Annotated in this window: 21 protein-coding genes; 5 read left to right on the top strand and 16 right to left on the bottom strand. The window is 69.6% G+C overall.

Annotation, left to right across the window (positions count from 1 at the left end):
- Nucleotides 1-4: 4 nt before the first annotated feature.
- The 9 genes from bamA to rpsB form a co-directional block, all read right to left on the bottom strand.
- Complete coding sequence (gene bamA / locus GEMRO_RS0119505) at nucleotides 5-2,260, bottom strand: outer membrane protein assembly factor BamA (protein WP_240476722.1); 2,256 nt, start codon at nucleotides 2,258-2,260, stop codon at nucleotides 5-7.
- A gap of 92 nt (nucleotides 2,261-2,352) precedes the next feature.
- Nucleotides 2,353-3,468, bottom strand: coding sequence for an RIP metalloprotease RseP (gene rseP / locus GEMRO_RS0119500; RefSeq protein ID WP_027135353.1), 1,116 nt, complete (start codon nucleotides 3,466-3,468; stop codon nucleotides 2,353-2,355).
- Nucleotides 3,465-4,646 (bottom strand): 1-deoxy-D-xylulose-5-phosphate reductoisomerase, encoded by a 1,182-nt coding sequence (locus GEMRO_RS0119495; protein ID WP_027135352.1) that lies wholly within the window; start codon nucleotides 4,644-4,646, stop codon nucleotides 3,465-3,467. Before GEMRO_RS0119495 ends, rseP begins: the two co-directional genes overlap by 4 nt.
- The gene (locus GEMRO_RS0119490; protein ID WP_051329255.1) at nucleotides 4,643-5,473 is read right to left on the bottom strand and encodes a phosphatidate cytidylyltransferase; all 831 of its coding nucleotides are present in this window, start codon (nucleotides 5,471-5,473) and stop codon (nucleotides 4,643-4,645) included. Before GEMRO_RS0119490 ends, GEMRO_RS0119495 begins: the two co-directional genes overlap by 4 nt.
- Nucleotides 5,474-5,479: 6 nt before the next feature.
- Nucleotides 5,480-6,226, bottom strand: a complete 747-nt coding sequence (locus tag GEMRO_RS0119485; RefSeq protein ID WP_407645438.1) for an isoprenyl transferase — start codon at nucleotides 6,224-6,226, stop codon at nucleotides 5,480-5,482.
- 26 nt (nucleotides 6,227-6,252) lie between these two features.
- Nucleotides 6,253-6,816 (bottom strand): ribosome recycling factor, encoded by a 564-nt coding sequence (frr, locus tag GEMRO_RS0119480; RefSeq protein ID WP_027135349.1) that lies wholly within the window; start codon nucleotides 6,814-6,816, stop codon nucleotides 6,253-6,255.
- On the bottom strand, nucleotides 6,813-7,580 hold the full coding sequence (pyrH, locus tag GEMRO_RS0119475; protein ID WP_027135348.1) for a UMP kinase: 768 nt from the start codon (nucleotides 7,578-7,580) through the stop codon (nucleotides 6,813-6,815). Before pyrH ends, frr begins: the two co-directional genes overlap by 4 nt.
- A gap of 58 nt (nucleotides 7,581-7,638) precedes the next feature.
- Nucleotides 7,639-8,568, bottom strand: coding sequence for a translation elongation factor Ts (gene tsf, locus GEMRO_RS0119470; protein WP_027135347.1), 930 nt, complete (start codon nucleotides 8,566-8,568; stop codon nucleotides 7,639-7,641).
- Between the two features lie 39 nt (nucleotides 8,569-8,607).
- Nucleotides 8,608-9,576: a 30S ribosomal protein S2 gene (gene rpsB, locus GEMRO_RS30645; protein ID WP_035485641.1), complete on the bottom strand. Its 969-nt coding sequence runs from the start codon at nucleotides 9,574-9,576 to the stop codon at nucleotides 8,608-8,610.
- 256 nt (nucleotides 9,577-9,832) lie between these two features.
- Here rpsB and GEMRO_RS0119460 point away from each other — a divergent pair, with 256 nt between their 5' ends.
- On the top strand, nucleotides 9,833-10,240 hold the full coding sequence (locus tag GEMRO_RS0119460) for a hypothetical protein (protein WP_027135346.1): 408 nt from the start codon (nucleotides 9,833-9,835) through the stop codon (nucleotides 10,238-10,240).
- A gap of 135 nt (nucleotides 10,241-10,375) precedes the next feature.
- Nucleotides 10,376-11,215 (top strand): DMT family transporter, encoded by an 840-nt coding sequence (locus GEMRO_RS0119455; RefSeq protein ID WP_240476721.1) that lies wholly within the window; start codon nucleotides 10,376-10,378, stop codon nucleotides 11,213-11,215.
- Here the strand turns inward: GEMRO_RS0119455 and GEMRO_RS0119450 are convergent.
- Nucleotides 11,181-12,104, bottom strand: a complete 924-nt coding sequence (locus tag GEMRO_RS0119450; protein WP_027135344.1) for a DMT family transporter — start codon at nucleotides 12,102-12,104, stop codon at nucleotides 11,181-11,183. The two genes, GEMRO_RS0119455 and GEMRO_RS0119450, sit on opposite strands and share 35 nt — an antisense overlap.
- A 120-nt stretch (nucleotides 12,105-12,224) precedes the next feature.
- On the opposite strand from GEMRO_RS0119450, the gene mtgA reads away from it, so the two are divergent.
- Together mtgA and GEMRO_RS0119440 are read left to right on the top strand one after the other, a co-directional pair.
- Complete coding sequence (gene mtgA / locus GEMRO_RS0119445; protein WP_051329254.1) at nucleotides 12,225-12,992, top strand: monofunctional biosynthetic peptidoglycan transglycosylase; 768 nt, start codon at nucleotides 12,225-12,227, stop codon at nucleotides 12,990-12,992.
- Nucleotides 12,980-13,486: a thermonuclease family protein gene (locus GEMRO_RS0119440; protein WP_027135342.1), complete on the top strand. Its 507-nt coding sequence runs from the start codon at nucleotides 12,980-12,982 to the stop codon at nucleotides 13,484-13,486. Before mtgA ends, GEMRO_RS0119440 begins: the two co-directional genes overlap by 13 nt.
- A 194-nt stretch (nucleotides 13,487-13,680) precedes the next feature.
- Here the strand turns inward: GEMRO_RS0119440 and GEMRO_RS0119435 are convergent, their stop codons facing one another.
- Nucleotides 13,681-14,661: a hypothetical protein gene (locus GEMRO_RS0119435; RefSeq protein ID WP_027135341.1), complete on the bottom strand. Its 981-nt coding sequence runs from the start codon at nucleotides 14,659-14,661 to the stop codon at nucleotides 13,681-13,683.
- Nucleotides 14,662-15,214: 553 nt separating this feature from the next.
- On the opposite strand from GEMRO_RS0119435, the gene GEMRO_RS0119430 reads away from it, so the two are divergent.
- On the top strand, nucleotides 15,215-16,339 hold the full coding sequence (locus GEMRO_RS0119430) for a potassium channel family protein (RefSeq protein WP_027135340.1): 1,125 nt from the start codon (nucleotides 15,215-15,217) through the stop codon (nucleotides 16,337-16,339).
- A 61-nt stretch (nucleotides 16,340-16,400) separates the two neighbouring features.
- Here the strand turns inward: GEMRO_RS0119430 and dnaE are convergent, their stop codons facing one another.
- The 5 genes from dnaE to proS all read right to left on the bottom strand — a co-directional run bounded on the left by dnaE (nucleotide 16,401) and on the right by proS (nucleotide 24,544).
- Nucleotides 16,401-19,862 (bottom strand): DNA polymerase III subunit alpha, encoded by a 3,462-nt coding sequence (gene dnaE / locus GEMRO_RS0119425; protein ID WP_035485638.1) that lies wholly within the window; start codon nucleotides 19,860-19,862, stop codon nucleotides 16,401-16,403.
- A gap of 84 nt (nucleotides 19,863-19,946) precedes the next feature.
- Nucleotides 19,947-21,176 (bottom strand): hypothetical protein, encoded by a 1,230-nt coding sequence (locus GEMRO_RS32855; RefSeq protein WP_051329253.1) that lies wholly within the window; start codon nucleotides 21,174-21,176, stop codon nucleotides 19,947-19,949.
- 113 nt (nucleotides 21,177-21,289) lie between these two features.
- Entirely contained in the window at nucleotides 21,290-22,018 is a 729-nt protein-coding gene (locus GEMRO_RS30635; protein ID WP_051329252.1) for an ABC transporter ATP-binding protein, read from the bottom strand.
- On the bottom strand, nucleotides 22,011-23,258 hold the full coding sequence (locus tag GEMRO_RS0119410) for a lipoprotein-releasing ABC transporter permease subunit (RefSeq protein WP_027135338.1): 1,248 nt from the start codon (nucleotides 23,256-23,258) through the stop codon (nucleotides 22,011-22,013). Before GEMRO_RS0119410 ends, GEMRO_RS30635 begins: the two co-directional genes overlap by 8 nt.
- Entirely contained in the window at nucleotides 23,255-24,544 is a 1,290-nt protein-coding gene (gene proS, locus GEMRO_RS0119405; protein ID WP_027135337.1) for a proline--tRNA ligase, read from the bottom strand. The genes GEMRO_RS0119410 and proS overlap by 4 nt, the downstream gene beginning before the upstream one ends.
- Nucleotides 24,545-24,590 lie beyond the last annotated feature (46 nt).

The following is a 24,590-nucleotide window of genomic DNA, read 5'->3' as shown; positions in this document are numbered from 1 at the left end:
CCGTTCAGAACCGGGTGCCGAAGGAAAGCCGGAACTCCTCGGTCTGGTCATAGTCTTCTTTGGCGAAGGGCACGGCGAAATCAATCGCCAAAGGTCCAAGCGGAGAGATCCAGGAGATCCCGACGCCCGCCGAGGCACGGATCGATCCGGAATCCTCGAGCCCCGGCCCGCTGATGTCGATGTCGGTCAGCGTACCCGCCTGGGCGAAACCGCGACCGAAGATCTGAAGTTCCTCGGGCAGGCCCAGCGGGAAGCGCATTTCCGCGGTGCCGACATAATAGAGGTTGCCGCCCAGCGAGTCGTCATAGTCCACGTCGCGCGGGCCGATGCCGGCAAACTCGAAGCCGCGGAAGCTGGAACCGCCGATGAAGAACCGGTCGGACAGGTGCACTTCCTCGCCGCCGAAGGCGAAGATGTAGCCGCCCGAGGCTGCCAGGTTGAGCACCACGTCCGGAACGATCGAGTAGTACCAGTCGGCCCGGAGCTCCTGCTTGAACCACTGGTTGTCGCCGCCCAGCCCGGCCAGGTCCTGGTCGTAGCGGAACAGCACGCCTGCATTGGGCAGGAAGCGGTCGTCGCGGGTGTCGTAGGTGAAGGTCTGGCCGATGATCGAGGAGGTGCGGTCGCCCTCCTCGTCCCGGATGTAGGGCGAGCTGTCCTCGGCGACGTCGAAGATCTTGTCGTTGCGCAGCGTGTAGCGCACGCCGTGGCGCCAGTTCTCCGTGAGCGGGTAGTTGGCGCGCAGGGTGCCGCCGACGTTGCGCTCGTCGAACGACGATTCGTCCTGGAAGTCGGTCTGGCGCGAGAACAGGTCGATGCCGACCGACAGGTCGCGGCCCATGAAGTAGGGCTCGGTGAAGCCCAGGCCGATGTCCTGGCGGCGGCCGGAGAAGGTGAACTGGGCGTCCAGGTCCTGGCCGCGGCCGAGCAGGTTGCGCTCGCGCAGCCGCACGTCGCCCAAGACGCCGTCCGAGGTCGAGTAGCCGGCGCCGAACGAGAGTTCGCCGGTGGAGCGCTCGGTCACGTCCACGGTGATCACCACCTTGTCCGGGGCGGAGCCCTGGAGGGTGTTGACCCCGACATTGTCGAAGAAGCCCAGGGCGCGGACGCGCTGCTGCGAGCGGCGCAGGAGGTCGGCGTTGAACGCGTCGCCCTCGGCTAGGCGGAACTCGCGGCGGATCACCCGGTCCAGGGTGCGCACGTTGCCGCGGATGTCGATCCGCTCGACATAGACGCGCGGCCCCTCGTCGATCGCGAAATTCACCGAGACGGTCTTCGCCTCGGGATCCAGGCGCTGCACCGGGTTCACCTTGGTGAAGGCGTAGCCCAGCACCGACAGCCGGTCGGTCAGGTCGTCGACGGTCTTCTCGATCTGGTCGCTGTCGTAGGTCGTGCCGACCTCCGGCACCAGCAGGGCCTGCAGCTCCTCGGGCTGGACATCCCGGACGTTGCTGCTGACCTCGATCTCGCCGAAGTCGAACAGCTCGCCCTCGTCGACCGTGAAGGTGATGAAGAAGTCGGTGCCGTCCGGCGACAGCTCGGCCACCGCCGAGCGCACCTCGAACTGGGCATAGCCGCGGCTGGTGTAGAAGCGGCGCAGCAGCTCCTCGTCATAGGCCAGCCGGTCCGGGTCGTAGGTGTCGTCGGAGGTGAAGAACCGGTACCAGGCGCTTTCCTTGGTCTGGATCGCGCCGCGCAGGGCCGAGTCGGAATAGTTCTCGTTGCCGATGAAGCTGATGCCGCCCACCCCGGTGAGCGGTCCCTCCTTGATCTCGAACACCAGGTTGACGCGGTTCTGGTCGAGCTCGATCACCTTGGGCTCAACCGTGGCGCCGTAGCGGCCGCTGGAGCGGTAGATGTCGAGGATGCGGGTGACGGCGGCCTGGACGCGGGCGCGGGTGAACACCGTGCGCGGCTGCAGCTGCACCTCCTGGCTCAGCACCTCGTCGGTGATCCGGTCGTTACCCTCGAACGCCACCTGGTTGATGATCGGGTTCTCGACCACGGTCACCACCACCGTCGAGCCTTCCCGCTCGATGCGGACGTCGTCGAACAACCCGGTGGCGAACAGGGTCTTGAGGGAATCGTCGATCTTGTCGTCGGTGATCGGGTCGCCCACCCGCATCGAGAGATAGTTCTCGATGGTCGCCCGCTCGATGCGCTGGTTGCCCTGGACCACGATCTCGGTGAGCGCCGTGGACTGCTCCTGCGCCATCGCCGCCCGGTAGGCGGCGGTCCCCGTGAGCAGCGATGTGGACAACCAGAGCGCGGTCAAAGTCCGGCACGTAGCGCGGCCTGTCAGCATGTGCCTACCCCAGCGGCTCACCGCTCCAGCGGGCGAACACGCCTCGATCAGGAAACCCACCCTTTAAGGAACTCGATGACCTTAAGGTTCACCAAATCGTTCCAAGTGGCGAATACCATGAGGGAAAGCACCATGGCCAGTCCGAAACGGAACGCGATTTCCTGGGCCCGTTCGGCCAGGGGACGGCCACGGATGGCCTCGGCCGCGTACATCACCAGGTGGCCGCCGTCGAGCATCGGGATCGGAAACAGGTTGATCAACCCCAGATTGATCGAGAGCACCGCGGTAAACCAGATCGCCGGGACCAGGCCGTCCTGGGCGATCTCGCCGGACATCTGCGCGATCCGGATCGGGCCGCCCAGTTCCTGGGTGCCGCGCGAGCCGACGATCATCTCCCACAGGCCGGCAAACGTGCCGGCGATCATCCGCCAGGTCTCGGTCACCGCCTCCACCGGGGCGGTCAAGAGCGAGCTGCGCCTGAACTCGATCCCGCCGCTGCCGATGCCGATCCGGCCGACCCGGTGCTCGTTGCCGAACCGGTCGGTGAACTCGGTGAGCTCAGGCACCAGCGGCAGCTCGATCTCCTCGCCCTCGCGCTGCAGCAGCACCATGACCGTCTCGTCCGGACGCGGCGAGACCAGGGTCTGCAACTGCTCGAAGCTGTCGACCGGGGTGCCGTCGATCGCGACGATCCGGTCGCCCGGCAGGATGCCGGCCTCGGCGGCCGGGCTGGCCTCGACCACCTGGCCCACCACCGGCGGGGTGAAGGGCCGGCCGCTCACCACGAACAGGAAGGTCAGCGCCACGATCGCGAACACGAAGTTGGCGGCCGGGCCGGCGAACACGATGGCGGCCCGCTGCCAGACCGTCTTGGCCGGGAACGCGGTGGGGTCGGCCACCGTGGCGGAATCGCTGCGCGCGCTGGCGGCGTCCAGGTCGCCATGCATCTTGACGTAGCCGCCAAGCGGGATGGCGCTGAACTTCCAGCGGGTGTTGTGCTTGTCGGTCCAGCCGAACAGCTCGGGCCCGAAGCCCACCGAGAACACGTCGACCCGGACCCCGCAGGCCCGCGCCACCCGGAAGTGGCCGTATTCGTGCACGAACACGACGATGGTCAGGATGATCAGAAACGGCACAATATACTGAAAGAGCGTGCCGATCATGACGCGAGCTCCGAAACGGGACGATGCGAACGTTGCGCCACCGCCTGCAGGGCGGCCCGGCGGGCTTCTGCGTCGATGGCATAGACCGCGTCGAGATCGGCGGGCGCACCGGCATCGGACCCCGCCAGCACCTCCTCGATCACCGCGACGATGTCGAGAAAGCCGATGCGCCGGTCCAGGAAGGCTGCGACCGCCACCTCATCGGCGGCATTGAGGATCGTAGGTGCGGCACCGCCCGCCCGCAAGCACGCCCTGGCGAGCGGCAGCGCCGGGAAGCGCTCGTGGTCGGGCGCCTGGAAGGTCAGGGTGGCCAGCCGGGCCAGGTCCAGGCGCGGCACCGAGGAAGGCAGCCGGGCCGGATGGCCCAGGCAATAGGCGATCGGCACCCGCATGTCGGAGCATCCCAGCTGGGCGATCACCGAGCCATCACGATAATGCACCATCCCGTGCACCACCGATTGCGGGTGCACCAGCACGTCCAGGCGGTCGTCGGGCAGGCCGAACAGCTGGTGCGCCTCGATCAGCTCCAGGCCCTTGTTGATCATGGTGGCGCTGTCGATGCTGATCTTCGCCCCCATCGACCAGTTGGGGTGGCGTAGCGCGGTCTCGGGGCTGGCGGCGCGCATCTCCGCCAGGGGTGCCGTGCGGAACGGCCCGCCGGACGCGGTGATGGTCAGCTTCTCGACATCGGCGCCGTCGCTGCCGACCATCGCCTGGAACAGGGCGTTGTGCTCGGAATCCAGCGGCAGCAGCTTTGCACCATGGCGCGCCACGGCGGCGCGGAACAGGTCTCCCGCCGCCACCAGGCATTCCTTGTTGGCCAGCGCCACCACTGCTCCCCGGCGCACCGCGGCCAGGGTCGGCGCCAGCCCGGCGATCCCGACGATCCCGGCCACCACCCGCTCGGCCGGCAGTTCCGCCGCGGCCAGCAGCCCGTCCAGCCCGGCCGCGGTGGCAAGCCCGCTGCCGGCCAGGCGTTCCTTGAGCCGGGCATGATGGGCGTCGTCGCCGATCACGGTGAGGTCGGGCCGGTGGCGCAGGGCGAGCTCGGCCAGCTCGTCCGGCCGGGAATGGGCGGTCAGCGCCCGGATCCGGAAGCGGTCGGGATGCTCGTCGACCAGCGACAGCGTGCTTTGGCCGATCGAGCCGGTGGCGCCCAGCACGGTGAGCCCGGTCATGTCAGCACGCCCGGGCCCAGGATGTAGACAAACAAAGCGGTGACCGGCGCTGCGAACAGCACCGCATCCAGGCGGTCCAGGAAGCCGCCATGGCCCGGGATCAGGCTGCCGGAATCCTTCAGGCCGGCGACGCGCTTGAGGCGGGATTCGAACAGGTCGCCGATCTGGCCGGCGATCGAGACGAACAAGGCCGCCACGCCCGCCGCTGCCGGGCTGCCCTCGGTGGCCATCGCCACCACCATGCCGGCCACGACGCCGCCGACCGCCCCGCCGATGCAGCCGGACCAGGTCTTGCCCGGGCTGATCGCCGGCGCGACCTTGGGCCCGCCGACGCTGCGGCCCACCAGGTAGGCCACCGTGTCGGTGGACCAGATCACCGCGAACATCCAGAGCACGATCGAGAAGCCCTGCGGCTCCACCAGGCGCAGGTCGATGATCACCAGGCATGGCAGGGCGATGTAGACCGCGCCGAACCCGGCGCGGTTGCCGTCGGTGCGCCCGAACAGGGCGCGGATCGCGACCGCGGCCAGCGCCACCAGGGCGATGGCGGCCATCCCTTCCGCGGCGCCGCCCCGGTAGAGGCCGACCACGCCCAGAAGGGTCGCCGCGGCGGTGGTCAGGATCGCCGGCTCGTTCAGCCCGGTGTCGCCGCGCAGCCGCGCCACGATCCGGCCATACTCGTAGGCCATGAACGCGGCCGCGGCGACCACCAGCAGGTCGAACGCCCAGCCGCCGGTCCAAAGCCCGGCGATCGCCAGGGTCACCAGCGCCAGGCCGGAGGTCAGGCGCTTGTAGAAGGCCGGATCGAAGTCCCGGGTCACCTTCACCTTGGCTCAGCCGACCTGGGCGCTGCTGGACGCTCCATAGCGGCGTTCGCGGCGGGCGAACTCGAGCAGCGCGGCGCGGAAATGCTGCTCGTCGAAGTCCGGCCAGGCGACGTCCAGGAAGACGATCTCGGTATAGGCCAGCTGCCAGAGCAGGAAGTTGCTGATCCGCTGCTCGCCGGAGGTGCGGATCAGGAGGTCCGGGTCGGGGATGTCGAAGGTGCTCAGGTGCCGGCTGATCAGGTCCTCGTCCACCGCACCGGATTCCAGCCGGCCGGCCCGGGCGTCGTCGACCATCCGGCGCACCGCCTCGGTGATCTCCCAGCGCGAGCCGTAGTTCAGCGCCAGGATCAGGTCGAGCCGGTCGTTGCTGGCGGTGAGCGCCTCGGCCTCGGCCAGCATCAGCTGGATGTCGTTGGCGAGCCGGGTGCGGTCGCCGATCACCCGGATGCGGACCCCCTCCTTGTGCAGCTCGGAGAGTTCCTTGCGCAGGTAGAAGCGCAGGAGGTTCATCAGTTCGCCGACCTCGAAGGCCGGCCGGCGCCAGTTCTCCGAGCTGAAGGCGAACAGGGTCAGGTAGCGCACGCCCTCGCGCACCGCGGCGCGGATGGCGCGGCGTACGGAATCGGCGCCGCGGCGATGGCCCATGACGGCCGGCATGCCCCGCGCCCGGGCCCAGCGACGGTTCCCGTCCATGATGATGGCGACGTGCACGGGCAGGGAGGACGGAGTGCCCGGTGCGGTGGACGGCAAGATGGACAACGCGATGGCCCCCGAGGCGCTCAGACCTGCATGATGTCCTTTTCTTTCTGCGCAAGCAACTGCCCGACCAATTCGATGTGCTTGTCGGTCAGCTTCTGAATATCGTCGGAATGTTTGGACTGCTCATCCTGCGAGATGTGGCTGTCCTTTTCCAGCTTCTTCAACTGGTCCATGCCGTCGCGCCGCACGTTGCGGATCGCGATCCGCGTGCTCTCCGCATACTTCTGCGCCAGCTTGGCCAGTTCCTGCCGCCGCTCACGCGACATCTCGGGCAGCGGCAGCCGCATCACCTGGCCCTCGACCTGCGGGTTCAGGCCCAGATTGGCCGAGCGGATCGCCTTCTCCACCGCCTTGACCAGGCCGCGGTCCCAGACCTGCACCTGCAGGAGGCGCGCGTCCGACACCGTGATGGTGGCGCACTGCGCCAGCGGCATCTCGGCGCCGTAGGCCTCGACGATCACCGGCTCCAGCATCGCGGTGGAGGCCCGCCCGGCGCGCACGCCCGACAATTCCTTCTTCAGCGCCTCGATGGCGCCGTCCATCCGCTTGTTGACGGATTCGAGGTCGAAAGTCTTCACGCTCATCTCTGCTCCTCCCCGTCGATCACCGTATGCGGTCCGCGTCCCTCGACCACCTGCGCATAGGCGCCGGCCTCCCGTACCCGGAACACCACGATCGGGATGCGGCTCTCGCGCGCCAGGGCGATCGCGGAAGCGTCCATCACCTTGAGATCGTCCGCCAGCACCTTCTGATAGCTCAGGCGCTCGTAGCGGGTCGCATGCGGATCCTTTTTCGGGTCCGCGGAATAGACGCCGTCGACCTGCGTGCCCTTCAGGATGGCGTCGCAGTTCATCTCGGCCGCGCGCAGCGCCGCCCCGGTGTCGGTGGTGAAGAACGGGTTGCCGGTGCCCGCCGCGAACAGCACGACCCGCCCCTTCTCCAGGTGGCGGATCGCCCGGCGGCGGATATAGGGCTCGCACACCGCCGCCATTGGGATCGCCGACATCACCCGGGTCGGCACGCCTGCCCGCTCGATGAAGGCCTGCACCGCCAGCGCGTTGATGACGGTGCCGAGCATGCCCATGTAGTCGGCGCTGGCCCGGTCGATGCCGGAGCCGGCCAGGCTGGCGCCGCGCACGATGTTGCCGCCGCCGATCACCAGGCATTGCTGGACGCCCATCGCCTGCACCGCCGCGATGTCGGCGGCCAGCCGCTCCAGGACTGCCCGGTCGTGGCCGGAAGCCTGTCCGCCGAGGAGGGCCTCGCCGGACATCTTCATCAGCACCCGCTTCCAGCGCGGCCTTCCGGCCGCGGATGTCTCGTCGGAAGTGACGCTATCCTCGCTCATCGCGTCGCCGCTCCCTCTCGCCGACATCCGTCGACCATAGATGCCACCAGTAGATGATTCAGACGCCGGCCAGCTTCGCCACCTCGGCGGCGAGGTCGTCGCCCGGGCCCTTCTCGATGCCCTCGCCGACCTGCATCCGCACGAACGCGGTGAGCGTCACCGGCGCGCCCACGTCCTTGGACGCCTGGGCGATCACGTCCTTGACCCGCTGGTCCGGGTTCACGACGAAGACCTGCTCCAGAAGCACGACTTCCTCGTAGAACTTGCGGATCCGACCGTCGACCATCTTCTCGATGATGTTGGCGGGCTTGCCCGAGGCGGCCGCCTGGTCGGCGAAGATCGCCCGCTCGCGCGCCACGACGTTCTGGTCGAGGTCGTCGGTGGAGACCGACTGCGGGTTGGTCGCCGCCACGTGCATGGCGATCTGCTTGCCGATCTCGGCGAGCTTGTCCTTGTCGCCGCTCGACTGCAGGCCGACCAGCACACCGATCTTGCCCAGGCCCGGCGCCAGCTGGCCGTGCATGTAGCCGGCGACCACGCCGTCCTCGACCGCAACGGTCGTGGAGCGGCGCAGGGTCATGTTCTCGCCGATCACCGCGATGCCGTTGGTGATCTCGTCGGCGATGGTGCGGCCGGTCGACTGCACGGTGAGGCCCTTGAGCTTCTCCACGTCGTCGCCCGCATCCAGCGTCAGCTTGGCCGCCTCGCGGACGATCGCCTGGAACTGCTCGTTGCGCGACACGAAGTCGGTCTCGGCGTTGATCTCGACCAGGGCGCCCTTGGTGCCGGCCAGCTCCAGGCCGACCAGGCCCTCGGCGGCGGTGCGCCCGGATTTCTTCGCGGCCGCGGCCAGGCCCTTCTTGCGCAGCCAGTCGACGGCTTCCTCGTAGTCGCCGTCGGTGGCCTGCAGGGCCTTCTTGCAGTCCATCATGCCGGCCCCGGTCTGCTCGCGCAGGCGCTTGACGAGGTCGGCGGTAATCTCAGCCATGATATCTCGATTCCTGAACGTCGGCGTTGGCTTGGCGGGTCAGCTGGCGGCGGGAGCCGCAGCCTCCTCCTGGGCCGGCTCGGCGGCGGCAGGCTCGGTGCCGGTGGTGGCATGGTCGCCGGCGGGCGCCTGCTCGGAGATCGCGTCCGGGTTGCCCATGGCGGCGGCCGGGTCCTCGGTGGTGGCGATCGGCTCGATCTCGCGCTGCGCGTCCATGTCCGGCTCGGCGACCGACGGGCTCGCCTCGAGCGGCTCGACCTCGCCGATGTCGCCCTCGCCCAGGTCCACCGCCTCGCCGATGTCGGTGCCCGACGCGGTCAGGTCGGCGGTGATGCCGTCCAGGACCGCCCCGACCACCAGGTCGAGATACAGGTTGATCGCCCGCGCCGCGTCGTCGTTGCCCGGAACCGGGAAGCGGACGTTGTTCGGGTTGCTGTTGCTGTCGCAGATCGCCACCACCGGGATGCCGAGCTTGTTGGCCTCGGCGATCGCGATCTCTTCCTTGTTGGTGTCGATCACGAAGATCAGGTCGGGCAGCCCGCCCATGTCCTTGATCCCGCCCAGCGAACGCTCGAGATTATCGCGCTCGCGGCCGAGGTTCAGGAACTCCTTCTTGGTCAGGTGGCCCTGGCCGCCCTCGACCCGCGCCTCGATCTCGCGCAGGCGCTTGATCGACTGGCTGATGGTCTTCCAGTTGGTGAGCGTGCCGCCCAGCCAGCGATGGTTCACGAAATACTGGCCGCAGCGACGCGCGGCGTCGGCGACGGGGCCCTGCGCCTGGCGCTTGGTGCCGACAAACAGGACGCGGCCACGGCCGGCGACCACGTCGCGCACGGTGCGCAGGGCGCGGTCCAGCTGCGGGACGGTCTGGGTCAGATCCAGGATGTGGATGCCGTTGCGGACGCCGAAGATGAACGGCGCCATCGCCGGGTTCCAGCGGCGGGTCTGATGGCCGAAATGCACGCCGGCTTCCAGCAGCTGGCGCATGGTGAAGGTCGGGAAGGTCATGAGCCCAGATTCCTCGGGTCGGTTGCTACCTCCGCGGGCGAGAACGCCGGGAGGACCCGACGCACCGAATGAGGGCGTGCCAAGACGGCACGACGACGCCCGCGTGTGAGATGGCGCGCTCTTTACAGGCGGAGGCCTGGTTGCGCAAGCCGTGGCGGCCCCATCCAAGGCTCGGTGCGGCATCCGGCCCGTGCTAGGTTGCCGGCCTGGCCGGGCGCGCCGCCGGCTGCCCAAGCCGGCGCAAGGAGGTGCGCGCATGGCCGCTCCCTGGGATCCGCCCGGCTTCGTGTTCCGCCCGACCGGGGCGGTGTTCCGGCCCGCCGAGGCGGACCAGCCCGACCGGGCGCTGCCCGGCATGGAGTGGGACGGCGACGCGCTCGCCATGCTGGCGGGCAAGTCCGTGTTCATCGGCGTCACCTTCCACGACCAGGCCGGCGACGAGTACGACCGCACCCAGTTCGGCGGGACGATCGTCGCCGCCAGCGAGGAGCACGGCGTGACGGTGCAGGCGCCGGATGGCGAGCAGCGGCAGCTGCCGCCCTGGCCGGGCAACTACCGGCCGGCCCCACCCGGCATCCACCGGGCCCGCCAGGCCGACCTCGAGATGGTCGATCCGGACCTGGTCTGCTTCTGGGAGCTGCACGAGGTGGCCGGGGACGGCTGAGGGCGCGAAGGCGTTCGTCGGGACGCGCTGGCGGTGGCCGCGCTCTTCCCGTAGAGCCGGGCGCCCACCTTCCCTTCCTTTGCGACGAGACCCATCCTGCGCCGCCTCCTGCCCGCCATCGCCCCGGCCCTGTTCGTGTTCCTGTGGAGCACCGGCTTCATCGGCATGAAGTACGCGGCCCCCTATGCCGAGCCGCTGACCTTCCTGGCCTGGCGCTTCGCGATCGTCGCCCTGGTGATGCTGGCGGTGGCGCTGGCGACCCGGGCACCCTGGCCGTCCAGCTGGCGGCAGGCTGGCCATGTCGCCCTGGCCGGGATCTTCCTGCAAGCGATCTACCTGGCCGGCGTCTACGAATCCCTGGTGCACGGGCTTTCCGCCGGGACCACCTCGCTGATCGCGTCGATGCAGCCGGTCCTGGTGGCCGCGGTGGCGGGGCCGCTCCTGGCCGAGCCCTTGTCCCGCCGGCAATGGCTGGGGATCGCCCTTGGCGTGGCGGGCGTGGTCATGGTGGTCGCGGGCTCGCTCGCACCGGGCTCGGCCGCCGGCATCGGCTATGCCCTGGCCGGCCTGCTCGGGATCACGCTCGGCACGCTCTGGCAAAAGCGCTTCTGCCCGACGCTGGACCTGCGCACCGGCTCGGTGATCCAGTTCGGCGCCTCCGCCATCGTCTCGATCGCCGCTGCGTGGCTACTCGAGGACGGCCGGATGGGCTGGAACGGCGAGGTGGTGTTCGCCCTGGCCTGGCTGGTGATCGTCCTGTCGCTGGGGGCGATCTCCTTGCTGTTCACCATGATCCGCGACGGCCAGGTGTCGCGGGTCTCCGCCCTGTTCTTCCTGGTCCCGCCGGTCACCGCTCTGCTCGCCTGGCTCCTGTTCGGCGAGGCGCTGGAGGCGGGCGACCTGGCCGGCATGGCGGTGGCGGCGGCGGGGGTGGCGCTGGTCAGCCGGCGGCCGCCTGCCCGTCGGTCCGCGTGACCGGCGGCGGCGCCTCCGCCGCCTTTTCCCGCTGGCTGGTCCATACCGTCACGAAGATGCCCGACGCCACGATCACCACGATGCCGGCCCAGGTCCAGGCATCCGGCAGGTCGTCGAACAGCAGCCAGCCGAGTGCCACCGTGCTGACGATCTCGAAATAGCCCAGGGGCGCCAGCACGCTGGCCGGCGCCCGCTCATAGGCGCGCAGGATGATCAGGTGCCCGGTGGCGGCGATCGTCCCGATCGCGGCGAACCCCAGCCAGTCCAGCCAGGACAGGTGGTTCCAGACAAACGGTGCGATCGGCGTCATCACCACCGTGCCGACGAAGGCGGTGAAGAACAGGGACTGCAGATGCGGCGCCAGGCCCGCCAGCTTGCGGGTCAGCATGATGTAGACCGAGAACACGAACGCGGTGGAGAACGCCAGGAGCGAGGCCGGCTGGAACACCGCGGCGCCCGGCCGGATGATCAGGATGGCCCCGCACAGCCCGACCACCGCCGCGACCAGCTTGGCGGCGCTCAGCCGCTCGCCCAGCACCCAGGGGGCGGCGATCGTCACGATCAGGGGGTAGACGAAGGCCAGCGCCAGGGTCTCCGCCATGGTCAGGTACATCAGCGCTGTGAAGAACAGCATGGTCGCCGCCAGGAGGCAGGCGCCGCGGATCACCTGCAGCCCGAGCCTGGGCGGGGCGAACATCCGCCAGCCGAACCGCGGTGCCACGATCGGCAGGAGCACCAGCATGTTGAAGACATAGCGGCCCCAGGTGATGTGCATCGGGTGGAACCGCTCGCCCATGATCTTGGCGATCCCGTCCAGGATCGGCAGGATCGAGAACGCCAGCAAGAGCAGACCCACCCCGACGAGCGCGTCCTTGTCCGGCTTGCCCACGACCTTGTTCTCCCTGATCCCGAGCGGCCGCCATCCCGGCAGCCGCGCCGCCAGCGTTCGATGATGGCCGATCCCAAAAGCAAACCGGCACGTTTAACGAGCCCCCGCCGCACCAGCAAGATGGCCAAACGGCCGCCGGCCGCCAGGCCGCCGGTGGTGGCCGAACTGCCGCCCAGGCGCTGGTGGCGCCCGCGCCTGACCGTCGGGTCCGCCGGCTGGCCGCGCCGCGTCGGGCGGGCCCTGCTGGTCCTGGTCCTGCTGGTGGCGTTCCTGCCCGTGCCCCTCCTGCTGGCCGGCCGGTTCCTGCCGGTCTGGTACACCCCGCTGATGGCCCTGCGCCTGGCCGAGGGCGAGGGCCTGGAGCGGGTCTGGACGCCGCTGGAGGAGATCCCGCCGCCGATCCGCTCCATGGCGCTGGCCTCGGAAGACCAGCTGTTCTGCGCCCATCACGGCTTCGACTGGAAGGCGCTGGAGCGGCAGTTCGACCGGATGCGCGCCGGCGAGACCACCCGCGGGGCGTCCACGATCAGCCAGCAGACCGCCAAGAACCTGTTCCTGTGGGATGGCCGGAGCTGGCTGCGCAAGGCGCTGGAGGCCTGGTACACGCTGCAGCTGGAACTGCTCTGGCCCAAGCGCCGGATCATCGAGGTCTATCTGAACATCGCCGAGACCGGGCCCGGGGTCTATGGCGTGGCCGCGGCCGCCCGCCACTGGTTCGACCGGGATCTCGATGCCATTTCCAGGGGGCAGATGGCGCGGATCATCGCCCTCCTGCCGGCGCCCAGGACCTGGAAGGCGGAGCCGGCGACGGCCAACATGCGGGCCCGCGGCCAGCGGATCGACGCGCGCGCCAAGGCCCTGGGAGCCCTCGACGCATGCGTACGCTGACCCTGCTGGCCCTCCTCCTCCTGCTGGCCCTGCCCGGGGCCGGCCAGGCCCAGCAAAAGCAGGTCGACGGCCTGGCGATCGTCAACGACGACGGCACGCTCGCGATCGGCGGCACCCGCATCCGCCTCTACGGAATCACCATCCCAAAGCTCGGGATCCTGTGCATCGACGATGCGCGCGGCCGCACCTGCTCCGACTTCAACGTCAAGCGGATGCTGGAGCGCAAGATCACCGGCTTCGTCCACTGCCAGATCGTCCGCCAGGCCAGCGACGGCGTCGCCGAGGGCATCTGCACCATCGAGGGCCGCGACCGCTTCCGCCCCCGCCAGGACCTGGGCGCCTGGCTGGTCAACGAGGGCATGGCGATCGCCCTGCGCTACGCCCCGCCGGAATACGAGGCCCTGCAGGCGGTGGCCCAGGCCCGCGAGGTCGGGGTGTGGTCCGGCCTGCTGGTGCCGGAACTCAATGACTGGGGCGACGATTCGCGCTTCTAGCGCCGCTCTGGCCTCAAGGGGGCGTGGTCGGGTCGCCCCAGGGGCTGATGATCGGCGGTTTGGGATCGGGCGGCTTCGGGTGGGGCTCCGCCGGGCCGTTGCCCCGGACCGGTCGGGCTGTAGCCGTCATGGCGCTTCTCCTTTCATCTGCGAGCCGGAAAGAGACCGGCGCAGCCGCCGGGCCGCTGCGGCATCTAGGGCATCTCCCTTGGCCGGTGCGGCCGGAATCGGGTCAGTTCGCTGGCCCTGGCCGCCGACCGGTAGATCATCATCCGGCTGACGATGACCCACATGACCCGCTCCTGGTCGTTCGCCCGCGGCATCTCCAGGCCCAGCGCGCGGGCAAGGTCGCCGCGGTGGAGATCGAAGCTGGTCTTGATGTAGTTCCCGAACGGGATCGCGGCCCCCAGCGCCAGCAGGTAGCCCGCCGCCGCGCCGGCCGGCCCGGCCAGGATCAGCCACCACTCCGGCAGCCGCTGATGCCAGAGAATGAGGCCCAGGCAGGCGAGCGTCGCCACCAGGCCGGCCACCATGACGTTGGCGCAGAAATCGAGCTGGGCCTTGCTGTCGGCGATCATCTGGCGGACATGCTCGGGCAGCAGCGCGTGCAGGCGCGGCCAGGCCGGCACCGCGTCCAGGCCGTAGAGGACGCGGGGATAGACCTCGATCGCCCGGAAGCGGTTGCCGAACCGGGTGGGCAGCACCTCCTCCACCCTGGTCGGAAACCGCTCCACCGCCCGCAGCAGACGATAGGCATGATCCGCCGGGATGGCCGGCTCCGGCCGGCCATGCGCGCGGGCGTCGTCGATGGTGGCCTGCAGCCGGTGGGCGGGAGCCGCGTCGCGCTCGAAGCGCCGGGTGATCGCCTGACGGATCCGGGTTTCCGTTCGCGGCGACAGCCGGCCGAGCCCGCGGATCGCCGCCAGGAGCGGGTAGCCCTCCATGAAGCGGTAGACCAGCCCGTTCACCGCCAGCAGCAGCAGCGCCACGAACCAGATCACCAGCAACGCCGAGACGGCGCCCGACAGGCGGTTGATGCCCTCCACCGACCAGGGAATGTAGGCCAGCCCGTAGCTGCCGAGCAGCAGGAAGACCAGGACGCACAAGAGGGCGGCCGGCAGGAGGAAGCCCACGGCGAAGTTGCGGTCGAACAGCTTGGGCAGTTCGCCGAACATCGCGGCCGCCGTCAGCCTGGCCGCCGCGGCAGGCGGCGGCGTCCGGACGACCTCGCGGCCAGCGGACCGGTCATGGCAGCACCCCGACGCAAGGCGGGAAAAACGTCGGCAGTATCCTTCATGTGCGACTTACCGGCAAGCACCGGGGCCAGGCCCGCCGGATGCTCGGGCCCATTCGCCCCTGTCAGGAAACGTTGAACCATGTCGACATGGCGTCGGAGGGTTTCGGCAGGACCGGAGCATGATCCGGCCAGCCCCTTGCACGAACGAACCCGAGCCCCCGCCCCCCGCGCGGCCTGCACGAACGAACCCAAGACAGCCCGGCCGCTCCAGGTGGCCCGGCCGGAGCGGGCTGCCGCGGATGATGCAACCCGGGGCCTGGGCGACGTTTACACGAACGAACCCGAGCCGCCTCGCTGCAGGCAGGAAGCAGGCCGCGCTGGCCGGAACCGGCATGGCCCGCCGCCGCCCTGCCCGCTCCCGATCGTCCAGAAAGGAACCCCCGCCTCGTGCCACCCACCACCGCCGGCCTCCTGCCCTGCCGGGCGCGGCCATGAGTTGGCTGGCGCCGCTGGCCGGGCTGGCCCTGCTCGCCGCCGCCCTCGCCGACATCTTCCTGACCGTGCTCCAGTCGCGCGGTGCCGGCGGGTTCATTTCCCGCAACCTGAATGCCGGGCTGTGGCGGCTGGCGTGCCGCTGCGCGCGGACGCTGCCGGGCGGGCAGGCCCGCGCCTTCCTGTCCTATGTCGGGCCCGGCCTGCTGGTGGCGACCGTGCTTGGCTGGATGGTCCTCCTGACCGCCGGCTTCGCCCTGATCTGCTGGCCGGCCCTCGGCACCAACATCCAGGCCAGCCAGGGGCCGACCCCCACCGATTTCTGGGCCGCGCTCTATTTCAGCGGCTTCAACCTCACCACGCTGGGCGTGGGCGACTTCACGCCCAAGACCAGCTTCTACCGGCTCCTCACTGTGGTCGAGGCCGGCATCGGCTTCTCGGTCCTGACCCTGACCCTGACCTATGTCATGTCGCTCTACAGCGCCCTCCTGCAGCGCGACAGCACGGCCCTGCTGATCCACCAGATGTCGGGCCGGACGGGGAACCCGGCCATGCTGCTGGCCCATCTGGGGCCTGGCGGCGCGTTCGGCTCGGCCCGCTCCGAGGTGCTCTCGGTCACCACCCAGCTGCTCTCGATCCTGGAGGCCCACCACGCCTACCCGGCGCTGCATTACTTTCGCCGCCGGGAGCCCCTGTTCGCCATGGCAAGGGTCGGGCTCCTGGCCCTGGACACCGCCAGCCTCGCCCGCACCGCGCTGGATCACGAGCGCCACGCCGCCTTCCTGCGCTCCGCCCCGCTCGAGGCGCTGTGGGGCAGCGGCCTGCGCCTGCTCGAAGGCTCCCGCCAGATCGTCCCGCGCCGCCGGCCCGAGCAGGAGGGCCCGGACGGGCTCGCCTGCTCCGGCGACGACGAGCAGCGCTGGCGGCAGCGCTTCGAGCAGGCGCTCCGCCAGTTCCAGGCCGCCGGCCTCGCCACCACCGCCGATCCCGCATCCGGCGCCGACCGCTACGTGGCCCTCCGCCGCCAATGGGACGCGGACCTGCGCAGCATGGCGGCCTACATGGCCCTGCCCTGGCCCGAGATCGCGCCCCACAAGGCGGACGTTACCGCCGCGCAGGGCTGAGCAGCCCATCCTCCAGGGTCTGCCGGGCCACCCGCTTCCACAAACGAACCCGGGCCGGCCCTCAGTGCACCGTGGCCGTCTCGCGCACCTCGACCACGCCGGCCATCCGCTCCAGGTCGGGCCGTCTTGCCGGCGGCAGGCCCAGCCCCTCGGGCAGGGACAGCACCACCTCGCCGCAGGGATGCGCCAGCACCAGGCGCAGGCGGCCCTGCCTTGTGGTCTTGGGTGCCAGCAGCGGCTGCATCGCCAGGGCGGCCTCGACCGAGGACAGGCGGATCAGCAGGTCCGGGACATGCGGGGTCAGCAGGGCTTCCAGCGCCTCGACCTTGTGCGCGGTGAGCCGCACCATGTCGCCGTCGACCCGGCCGTCCGCCTCGATCACCAGCGGCACCTTGCTCTCGATCAGCTCGCGGGTCGCCGCCAGCAGCTCGGAGAACAGGGTGACCTCGAACTGGCCGGACGGGTCGCTCATCGCGACATGGGCGAAGCGCGCCCGCTCGGTCGCCCGCTCCTGCTTGGACAGCACGACGCCGGCCAGCTTCAGCCGGCCGGGCCGCCCGGAAGTCAGCCGCTCGACGATCCGGTCGGACCGGGTGATCCCGTACTGCTCCATGGCGGCGGTGTAGCCGTCCAGCGGGTGCGCGGAGAGATAGAAGCCGATCGCCTCCATCTCGGCCTGCAGCCGCTCCAGGGCCGGCCAGTCCGGGACGTCGGGCAGCTTGGGCGAGGTCGGCACCGAGGGCATCCCGCCGAACAGGCTTTCCTGGCCGCTCTCGGCCTCCTCGGCCGCCGCCTGGGCGGCGCGCAGCAGGGTCTCGGCGCCCTCGGTGATCTGGCGGCGGTTGGGCAGCAGCCGGTCGAAGGCGCCGGCCTTGGCCAGCGCCTCGAGCAGGCGGCGGTTGAGCACCTTGCCGCCCAGCCGGCGGACCAGGTCGAACGGGTCCTGGAACGGCCCGCCCCGCTCGCGCTCCTCGACCAGCGCCTGCACCGCGCCGCTGCCGACCCCCTTGATCGCCGCCAGCGCATAGCGGACCGCCGGCGCACCCTCATGGTCCTCCACCGAGAACTTGACCTGCGACGCGTTCACGTCCGGCGGCAAGAGGGTGATCCCGGCCGAGCGCAGCTCCTGCTGGAACATCAAGAGCTTGTCCTGGTTGGCCATGTCCATGGTCATGCAGGACGCGAAGAACTCGTGGGGGTGGTTCGCCTTGAGGTAGGCCGTGTGGTAGGCGAGCAGCGCATAAGCCGCGGCGTGCGACTTGTTGAACCCGTAGGAGGCGAACTTCGCCACCTGGTCGAAGATCACCTGGGCCAGGTCCTGGTCGATGCCATGCGCGGCAGCGCCCTTGATGAAGATGGCGCCCTGGGCGTCCATCTCCTCCTTGATCTTCTTGCCCATCGCCCGGCGCAAGAGGTCGGCGCCGCCAAGGGAGTAGTCGGCCAGCTCCCGGGCGATCTGCATCACCTGTTCCTGGTAGATGATGACCCCGTTGGTCTCGCTTAAGATCGGCTCCAGCATCGGGTGGAGGTAGCCGGCTTCCTCGGTCTTGTGCTTGACCGCGATGTAGCGCGGGATGTTGTCCATCGGGCCCGGGCGGTAGAGCGACACCATCGCGATGATGTCCTCGAACACGTCCGGCTTCAGCTTGCGCAGGGCGTCGCGCATGCCGGCACTTTCCAGCTGGAACACCCCAGCGGTCTCGGCCCGTGCCAGCAGCTCGTAGGAGCGCCGGTCGTCCAGCGGCAGCTTGGCCAGCTCAAGCTCCCGGCCGCGCTCGCGCACCAGCCGCTCGCCCATGGTCAGCATGGTGAGCGTGGTCAGGCCCAGGAAGTCGAACTTCACCAGGCCCGCGGTCTCCACGTCCTTCATGTTGAACTGGGTGACCGGCATGTCCGAGCGCGGGTCGCGGTAGAGCGGCACCAGCTCCTGGAGCGGCCGGTCGCCGATCACCACGCCCGCGGCATGGGTCGAGGCATGGCGGGGCAGCCCCTCCAGCTTGCGGGCGATCTCGATCATCCGCTCGACCTGCGGGTCGCTATCCCGCGCCTCGATCAAGCGCGGCTCCATCACCATCGCCTGTTCCAGCGTGGGCGGGTTGGCCGGGTTGTTCGGAATCAGCTTGGAGATCTTGTCGACCAGGCCATAGGGCAGCCCCAGCACCCGGCCGACGTCGCGGATCACCGCCTTGGCCTGCAGCTTCCCGAAGGTGATGATCGCCGCCACCCGGTCATGGCCGTAGCGGTCGCGCACATAGCGGATCACCTCGTCGCGCCGGTCCTGGCAGAAGTCGATGTCGAAGTCCGGCATCGACACGCGCTCAGGGTTGAGGAAGCGCTCGAACAGGAGGCCGAAGCGCAGCGGGTCCAGATCGGTGATCGACAGCGACCAGGCCACCACCGAGCCGGCGCCGGAGCCGCGGCCAGGGCCCACCGGGATGCTGTTCGCCTTCGCCCACTTGATGAAGTCCGACACGATCAGGAAGTAGCCCGGGAACTTCATCTGGGCAATGACGTCGCACTCGAACACCAGGCGCTCGCGATAGGGCCTGGCCGCCTCCTCCCGGGCCGCGTCGTCCATCCCCTCGGTCCACACCGCCTGGCGCAGCCGCTCCTCCAGCCCTTCGGCGGCCTGGCGGCGCATCTCCGCCTCCTCGTCCAGGGCATAGGTCGGCAGGATCGGCCTGCGCTTGGGCGCCTCGTAGGCGCAGCGCTTCGCGATCACCATCGTGTTCTGCACCGCCTCCGGCAGGTCGGCGAACAGCGCCTCCATCTCCTGGGCAGACTTGAAGCGGTGGTCCTTGGTGAAGCGGCGGCGGTCGTCCTCGATCAGCAGGCGGCCATCGGCGATGCAGATCAGCGCGTCATGCGCCTCGTGCATCGATTCTTCGAGAAAATGGCAGTCGTTGGTGGCGACCAGCGGCAGGTCGAGCTCATAGGCCAGCTCCACCATCCGCTCCTCGGTGGCGTTCTCCTCGGCCAGGCCGTGGCGCTGGATCTCGACATAGAGCCGGTCCGGCCAGATCGCCTTCATCCGCTCCAGCATGGCCCGGGCACCCTTGGCGTCGCCGCGCAGGAGGCGCTGCCCGATCGGCCCGAACGCCCCGCCCGAGAGGACGATCAGCCCCTCGGCGTGCCGCTCCAGCTCCTCCATGGTGACCGCCACCTGGTCCTTGCCGGCCAGGTAGGCGCAGGTCATCAGCCGGCAGAGGTTGAGGTAGCCGGCCTCGTTCTGGACCAGGAACACCAGCTGCTCGGTTTCCTGCAGCGGCGGCGGGCCGCCTTGGACCTTGCGCTCACCGTCCGGCACCAGCGCCAGGAGCGCCCCCACGATCGGCTGCACCCCAACCTTGGTCGCCTCCTTGCAGAACTCCATCACCCCGAACAGGTTGCAGCTGTCGGTCACCGCCACCGCCGGCATGTCCAGGGCCTTCGCCTTCTTGGCCAGGTCGGCGTTCTTGATCGAGGCCTCCAGCAGCGAGAAGCAGGAATGGACGCGCAGATGTACGAAGGAGGCGAGCGCCATGGAGTTCGTCGGTCCTCTCGGTGGGACATGGTCGAAGCTTGAAGGCCGGCGCCACCCTGTCGAAGCCTGCCGCACGGTTCAAGCTCAAGGAGAGGGCGGCGCCTCGAACGCGGCACGCATCATCGAGTAGACATAGTCCAGCTGCAGGTAGGTGTCGAAGCTGGAGACCCCGGTGTCGGGCAGCCGGAACCATGCGGTCTCGGGCACGCCGTAATAGCTCTCGAACGACCCGTCCTCGTTCTGCCTGAAGACCGGCAGCCGGGTCGCCTCGGGCGGCGCCAGCTCATGGTCCTTGTACCCCGCGCCGAACTCGAACGAGGCGGCGGCGTTCACCCTGGGCCCGATGGTCGAGCGGACATGGCAGGTCATGCAGGACGCGGTGCGCTGGAAGCCGGTCTCCAGCTCCGAGTTGGCGAGATGCACCGGCCGGCCGTAATCGTCGGTGAAGTCGGTCTGGGTGCCGCGCAGCCGGTAGTTCTCGAACACCGTCCCCTCCAGCCCGAACCCCGCCGGCAGCTCGCCGCAATCATGGGGCGCCTGCGGGCAGGCCACCGTGTCCCGCGAGGGAATCAGCCAGCCCTCGTCGTGGATGCCGTGCCGGAACGGGTTGTCGACATGCTCGAAGGTCATCCACAGCCAGCGCGGCAGCACCTTGGCCATCACGTGCAGCGAGGTCAGCCCGTAGAGGCGCTCCTTGCCGTCCGGCTCGTCGCTGATCACCGCCCAGTGGTAGCGCGCCTTCTGCCCTTCCGGGATCGGCCGCCAGACCGCCTTGATCTCCATCGCGTCGGGCGGGAACGCCACCGGCCGGCGCTGGTAGAAGCGCCGCTCCTGCCCGTCGATCGAGTAGAGGCCCTGGTCGCGGACATAATCGAAGGCGGCGCGGTTCATCCGCACCTCGTCCTTCTGGTGCCCCTGCGTGCCGGGCGGGGTCGGCCGCGTGTCCCGGATCAGGGTCTGCTGGACCGGCCGCTCGTCGGGATCGCGCTCGTCGCCCAGCCGGTGGGACACATCCGGCCAGGCCGGCGGCTTGCGGCCGTCCGGCAGGTAGACGTCCGAGGCAAGCGCCCAGGTCTCCCAGACCACCGGCCGCGGCGCGCCCAGCGGAGCGGTCTCGTCCGGGGCGCTCTCGTCCTCCCTGGCCGGCCAGTTGATCGCCACGAACAGGCGCCAGGCGAACCGGTCTGGGTCGCGCAGGGCCAGCGCAGCGTCGCTCGGCACCACCCAGGGCGCCTCCTCGGCCTCGGCCACGGGCAGCGGCAGAAGTAGCAGCAGCGCCGCCAGCCCCAGCCACCAGCGGCATCCGCGTGTCATCCCCCTGCCTCCCAGCCGTCCGGATCCTTTGCCCCGGCGATCGTCGCGCCGCCTGGATGAGCTCTTCTGGGACAAGGCGGTGCCGATGGCCAGCCGGAAGACCGGCCGCGGGTTCAGCCGCCCGCCGGGATCCCATGGGCGAGAGGCATGTCCGGCACCCGCGTGACCGGGCGGAGCAGGCCGCGCTCCAGCCGCACCACCCGGTCCATCCGCAGCGCCAGCTCCGGATTGTGCGTGGCGATCAGGGCCGCGGTGCCGGTTCGCCGCACCACGTCCAGGAGCAGCGCGAACACGATCTCCGCCGTGGCGGTGTCGAGATTGCCGGTGGGCTCGTCGGCCAGCAGCAAAGCCGGGCGGTTGGCCAGGGCGCGGGCGATCGCGACCCGCTGCTGCTCGCCGCCCGAGAGCTTGCCCGGCCGGTGCGTGCGCCGCCCGGACAGGCCGACCTGCTCCAGGAGTTCGTCGGCCCGCTTGGCCGCCTCCCGCTTGGAGCGCCCGGCCAGCATCTGCGGCAGGACCACGTTCTCCAGGGCGCTGAAATCCACCAGCAGATGGTGCGACTGGTAGACGAAGCCGATCTCTTCCCGGCGCAGCTTGGTGCGCTCGACATCGTTCAGCTTGGCGGTGGCGCGGCCGAATACCCGGACCTGGCCGGCATCCGGGCGCTCCAGCAGCCCGCTCTGGTGCAGCAGGGTCGACTTGCCCGCTCCCGAGGGGCCGACCAGCGCCACGATCTCGCCGCGCTGCAGGGTCAGGTCGACGCCGGCCAGCACCTGAAGCTGCGCGGAGCCCTGCCGGAAGGTCCGGACCAACCCGTCCAGCTGGAGAACCGGCTCACTCATTGCGCAGCGCTTCCACCGGATCGGTCGCGGCCGCCCGGAACGACGGATAGAGCGTGGCCAGCAGCGAGAGCACCAGCGCCATCAGCAGCACCGAGACCACGTCGTCGACCTCGATCCGGGCCGGCATCTGTGATAGGAATCTGATCTCAGCCGCGAACAGCTCGGTGCCGGTGATGCGCTCCAGGAACAAACGGATCGGTTCGATGTTGGACGCGAACGCGATCCCCAGCACCGCCCCCAGCGCGGTGCCGACCATGCCGATCGCGGTGCCGGCCAGGAGGAAGATCCGCAGGATGTTGGACTTGGTCGCCCCCATGCTGCGCAGGACCGCGATGTCGCGCGCCTTGGAGCGCACCAGCATGGTGAGCCCGGTGATGATGTTGAAGGCCGCCACCAGCACGATCAGGGTCAGGATCAGGAACATCACGTTCCGCTCGACCTGCAGCGCAGTGAAGAAATGACTGTTCACCTGCTGCCAGGTCAGAAGATGGGTGCCGGGCGGCAGCAAAGGGTCGATCCCGCCGCGGACCTGGCCGACCGTGTCGGGGTTGCCGACATCGACCTCGATCGCCGACACCCCCTCCCCGGTCTGGAAGTAGCGCTGCGCGTCGGCAAGGTTCAGGTAGATGAAGCTGTTGTCGTACTCGTACATGCCGATTTCGAAGACCGCCCCGACCTTGAACGTCACCACCCGGGGGATGGTGCCGATCCCGGTCGCGGTGCCGTTCGGCGAGATCAGCTGCAGCGACGAGCCGACCCGCAGCCCCATCCGCTGCGCCATTCGCGAACCCACCGCGGCGACGTTGACGCCGTTCAGCTGGTCGAGCGAGCCGGCCAGCACGTTGCCGGCGATGAACGGCCGCTTCTCCAGGTCCGAAAGGCGCAAGCCGCGCACCAGGGCGCCCGACGCCACCCCGTTCGCGGAGGCCATCACCTGGCCTTCCACGTAGGGGAACGCCATCTGGACCCCGGGCGCCTGGCCGATCCGGTCCAGCAGCGGCTGGTAGCCCTCGATCGGCGGCCCCTGGGAGACCACGGTGGCATGGCCGTTCACCCCCAGGACGCGGGACAGGAGCTCGTAGCGGAAGCCGTTCATCACGGCCATCACCACGATCAGCGTGCCGACCCCAAGCGCGATGCCGACAAACGCGAAGCCCGCGACCAGCGAGATGAAGCCCTCGCCCTTGGTCGGGCGCAGGTAGCGACGCGCGATCAGCCGCTCGACCGGTGAGAACATCAGGCGGCGAGGCGGGCGAGCAGGGCGTCCACCGACAGTTCCTCGACCGCACCGGTGCGGCGCGACTTCAGCTCCACCGTGCCGGCCTTGGCGCCGCGCGGGCCGACCGTCACCTGCCAGGGCAGGCCGATCAGGTCCATGCTGGCGAACTTCGCTCCGGCACGCTCCTCGCGGTCGTCGTAGAGCACCTCGACCTTGGCGGCCTCCAGCCTGGCGTAGAGGTCGTCGGCCATGCTGCGGCAGGCCTGGTCGTCGACCCGCAGGCAGATCAGCCCGACACGGAACGGTGCCACGCTTTCCGGCCAGATGATGCCCTTCTCGTCATGGTTCGCCTCGATCAGCGCGCCCACCAGCCGGGACACCCCGACGCCGTAGGAGCCCATCTCGACCGGCGTTTCCTTGCCGTCCGGCCCGAGCACCGTGGCCCCCATCGACTGGGAGTACTTGGTGCCGAAATAGAAGATGTGGCCGACCTCGATGCCCCGGCCGGTGCGCAGCCGCTCCGCGGGGACCGGGCAGTTCGCCGGATCGTGCAGCTCGTCGGCGGCGGCGTAGAGCGTCTTGAGGTGCGCCACGTCCAGGTTGTCGGCGGAGAAGTCGATCTCCTCGAACGCCTGGTCGAAATAAACGGCACTCTCGCCGGTCTGCGCCAGGATCTGGAACTCGAAGGACATGCTGCCGCCGATCGGCCCGGATTCGGCACGCATCGGGATGGCGGTCAGCCCCATCCGCTGGAAGGTCTTCAGATAGGCGGCGAACATCCGGTCGAACGAAGCGGCGGCGCTCTCGAAGTCCAGGTCGAAGGAGTAGGCGTCCTTCATCAGGAACTCGCGGCCGCGCATCACGCCGAAGCGCGGGCGCACCTCGTCGCGGAACTTCCACTGGATGTGGTAGAGGTTCAGCGGCAGCTGCCGGTAGCTCTTCACGTGCCGGCGGAAGATGTCAGTGACATTCTCCTCGTTGGTCGGCCCGAACAGCATCTCGCGGTCCTGCCGGTCGGCGATGCGCAGCATCTCCTTGCCGTAGGCCTCGTAGCGGCCACTCTCCCGCCACAGCGCCGCCGGCTGGATGGTCGGCATCAGGATCTCGATGGCGCCGGCGCGGTTCTGCTCCTCGCGCACGATCTGCTCGACCTTCTGCAGGACCGCGAAGCCCAGCGGCAGCCAGTTGTAGATCCCGGCCTGGAGCTGCTGGATCATCCCGGCCCGCAGCATGAGCTGGTGGCTGACGATCTCGGCCTCGGCCGGAACCTCTTTGAGAACGGGCAAGAAGTAGCGGGAAAGGCGCATGGATACTCGGCAGGCTGGAACTTCTGTGACGGCGGGAACATAGGGG

The organism is Geminicoccus roseus DSM 18922, assembly GCF_000427665.1.
GTDB classification, from domain to species: Bacteria; Pseudomonadota; Alphaproteobacteria; order Geminicoccales; family Geminicoccaceae; genus Geminicoccus; species Geminicoccus roseus.
This window is presented reverse-complemented; position numbering and strand designations above follow the sequence as displayed.